4 protein-coding genes are annotated in these 3,735 nt (G+C 33.2%); 2 read left to right on the forward strand and 2 right to left on the reverse strand.

Annotated features, from left to right (window positions below; translation table 11 throughout):
• The first annotated feature begins 108 nt into the window (after positions 1–108).
• On the forward strand, positions 109–1,125 hold the full coding sequence (locus H8704_RS13930; RefSeq protein ID WP_022465972.1) for a glycosyltransferase family 2 protein: 1,017 nt from the start codon (positions 109–111) through the stop codon (positions 1,123–1,125).
• A gap of 61 nt (positions 1,126–1,186) precedes the next feature.
• Positions 1,187–1,948: a GTP pyrophosphokinase gene (locus H8704_RS13935; protein WP_118680046.1), complete on the forward strand. Its 762-nt coding sequence runs from the start codon at positions 1,187–1,189 to the stop codon at positions 1,946–1,948.
• Positions 1,949–2,108: 160 nt separating this feature from the next.
• On the opposite strand, the gene H8704_RS13940 is transcribed toward H8704_RS13935, so the two are convergent.
• Positions 2,109–3,056: a hypothetical protein gene (locus H8704_RS13940; RefSeq protein ID WP_249298665.1), complete on the reverse strand. Its 948-nt coding sequence runs from the start codon at positions 3,054–3,056 to the stop codon at positions 2,109–2,111.
• Entirely contained in the window at positions 3,053–3,577 is a 525-nt protein-coding gene (locus tag H8704_RS13945; protein ID WP_022465975.1) for a DUF4446 family protein, read from the reverse strand. Before H8704_RS13945 ends, H8704_RS13940 begins: the two co-directional genes overlap by 4 nt.
• Positions 3,578–3,735 lie beyond the last annotated feature (158 nt).

Raw genomic sequence — 3,735 nt, forward strand, 5'->3', positions numbered from 1 at the left:
CATATTATAATAGAGGTGAATCGGTTATACTTTATATAGAAGATAATTACTGTATTTAATTTATTATAACTATACTAATAACCATTAGAAAGGGAAAACGGATATTTTATGAAATTATTAACAGTTACAATTCCCTGCTATAATTCGCAGGAATATATGGAACATGCTATTAACTCTGCCCTGATTGGTGGAGATGACATTGAAATTATCATTGTAGATGACGGATCCTCTGATAAAACATTAGAAATTGCCAGACAATACGAGGAAAAATACCCGACTATTGTTCGTGCCATTCACAAAGAAAACGGAGGTCACGGTTCCGCTGTCAACACTGGTATTGATAATGCTGAGGGTATTTATTTTAAGGTACTGGACAGTGATGACTGGCTGGATGCTTACAGTCTCCAGAGAGTTCTGCAGCTACTTCGTGAAATGGTCAACGATGGCACAGGTCTTGATATGGTTATTTCAAACTATGTTTACGAAAAGCCAAGTGTGCATAAGCATAAGGTAATGTCGTACAGTATTGCTATTCCAAAGGATAAGATCATCACCTGGAGAGATTTTCGTCATTTTCGGGTAAGCCAGAACCTTTTAATGCACTCTATCATTTACCGCACAAAGCTTCTGAGAGATTGTGGATTAAGACTTCCGGAACACACATTTTATGTGGATAACCTTTATGCTTACAATCCGCTTCCTTACGTCAAAAAAATTTATTACCTTGATGTAAACTTATACCGCTATTATATCGGTCGTGATGATCAGTCAGTCAATGAGGCAATTATGACGAAACGTATTGACCAGCAGATCAAAGTAAATAAATTAATGATTGATTCATATGATCTTATGAACATTAAGGATTTTAAGCTTCGCAAATATATGATCAAATATCTTGCAATGATGTTGATTGTCAGTTCCGCTCTTCTCGTGAATGAGGGTTCTCCTGAGAGCCTTAAAAAGCGCGATGAATTATGGAATTACCTGCGAAACAAAAACATTATATTATATAACATTATCAACCGCAGACGTCTTGGAAAAGTAATGCAGATGAAGCGCAAATCCGGTCAGAAGATCATTATTCACGGTTATCATATTTTTAACCGTATTTATGGATTTAACTAGACGATATTTATTCACAATTTACACTTGAAAACATATGTAAATTCACAATTGGAGTGATTTTATGCAATTACCATTATATTACAATGAGGAAGAAGAATGGAATCGCACGTTACTGCTTTATGATTCTGTTCTCCGAGAAATAAATACGAAACTGGAAATACTAAACAACGAATTTAAACAGACACATCAGTACAATCCAATCGAGCACATTACATCCCGTATTAAATCACCGGAAAGTATTGCCCGTAAGATCCGCAAAAAAAATTTAGAACTGACAGTAGAAAATATTGTCAAATATGTAAATGATGTAGCAGGTGTACGAATTATCTGTTCCTTTACCTCTGATATTTATAAGATTGCATCTGCCATTTCAAACCAGGATGACGTGACAGTACTTCGTGTAAAGGACTACATCGCCACTCCAAAGCCAAATGGATATACGAGCTATCATATGATTGTTTCGATTCCCATTTTTTTAACCAACGATGTCATTGACACAAAGGTTGAAATTCAGATTCGTACCATTGCAATGGATTTTTGGGCAAGTCTTGAGCATAAAATTTATTATAAATTTGAAGGAAAAGCTCCTGCTGGAATTAAAGACGAGCTTAAAGAATGTGCTAATATTATTTCATTTTTAGATGAAAAAATGCTTTCTATCAACGAAAGCGTCAAACATTACCATGAGGATTTTAATGGCGGTGTCGCTATGAGCAGTGATACTCCCCTTCCTGTGATCCCATCAGATGGATTTGGTGATTCTCAGGATAATAGTCTGGAATCCCTAAAATCCTATTATGGTTCTGTCATTACTGAGGAATGATTAAAATGGCGGTTAATATTTACCTGTCCCATTATTGGGACTTAATAAATATTAACCGCCATCATTATATTTTGCAGATATATCAAATAAATAAAAATTTCTATTGATTGATTTTTACAAGTAATTTTTCTACCTGTTTTTTCTTACTGCTCTTATCTTATCACCGCATTACCATCGAAACCATATAAACAACAAATACCGTACCCATAACACAGCCGTGAAATCTGTTCAACTGTTGATCCTTATATGCAAACAACCACACCATAATACTTCCACAGCACAATATGATCATATTATATATTCCTGATACTGATATCACAATTGGATTGATCATTGCTGCCACACCGACTGCCCCTGTAAGACAGGTCATACTATATCCCAGCAGATTTCCCAAGATCAGATCCGGTTCTCTGTTTTTTATTGACCATATACTAATGAAAATATTTGGAATGATCATAATAAGAATTTTAATAAATTCTTTACCGGCATATTTTTTCAATAAACCGGGAATTACTATTTTATCCACAGACAATAACATCATAATTCCACCAGCTGTTGTAATTATAATACCTAATCCACAAAATAAAATTGCTGTCAGATCTATTTTCACATTTTCATCATTCATTATGCCACGATATGTTTTTTTACCGATAATATAAAGATAAACCACAAAAAATGCAAAAAGAATAACTCCATCAATTCCAGATAAAACCCTCATAGAATGTTTTCCGTGGAATAAATAATCAGCACTTAAATATAATAAAATAATTTCAACAAAAATCAAATATGAAAAATCCTGCTGCATCACACCATGATAAATTTTTATTTTGCCAGTCATTGCACATATTCCCAGTATCAACAAAATTCCTGATAACACAGTAATACTGGTGTGAAATGGTATCATTTGGTTATTTTTTTGCAAGCTGCGTATAATTGTATAAATTAGATAACTCAACCCGCTTCCCATTCCACATAAAATCATTGCTATATATACTTTGGGAATTTTTGTAATTTTAGCAAAGCAGATATTCTGTTTCACCAGAATATCTGCTCCAAGCATTTCTAAAATAAATCCTATTATTATAGTTAATAAATATATCTTCATCATATCTTTTTCTTAAATAAAGGACTACTGTTCGTTTTTGCTTCCTCCAGTGCCTGCTGCTCCTCCTCTGACAATATTACAAACGCTTCTCCATTAACTATTTCTTTCGTATATGTGTAACATCCTTCATGTGTGCTATGCATTGAATTAATCAGGAAACCATCATTCTCTGCTGTCAAAAGAACCAAAACAAAACTAAGCTTTCCTCCTATTTCTTTAAATGCATCATACTTTACAAGCCCTACCTTCTGATATGCTTTAATCAAACGACCATCAATATTTTCCAACTGCTCATGAATATTTTTAGTATCTTCTGACAGATCATCAATTGCGGCAAACTTATCTAAAATAGCCTTTTCCAGGTTTTTTCCATTTTCTCCATCCATAAATATACGATATTTTTTTCTTGTATTTGCATCCTTAATCATTGTGATCAAAAGCAATATAAACAATATAATAATTACTGCGGCCATTCCAATTACCACATATCCCAGATCAATTCCAAATTGTTCAAATAATTCCATAATATATCCCCTTTTCTGTTTTGTATTTTCCGTCTTTATAAATTTAGATATCTTTTTATATTTTATCAATATCTGTGTCAAATATGTCTTTTACTATCTCATTGACATCATCATACCAATAATCCGATCAAATTCATCAGGAGAAAAATACTCAATTT

The organism is Jutongia huaianensis (assembly GCF_014384985.1).
Classification (GTDB): domain Bacteria; phylum Bacillota; class Clostridia; order Lachnospirales; family Lachnospiraceae; genus Jutongia; species Jutongia huaianensis.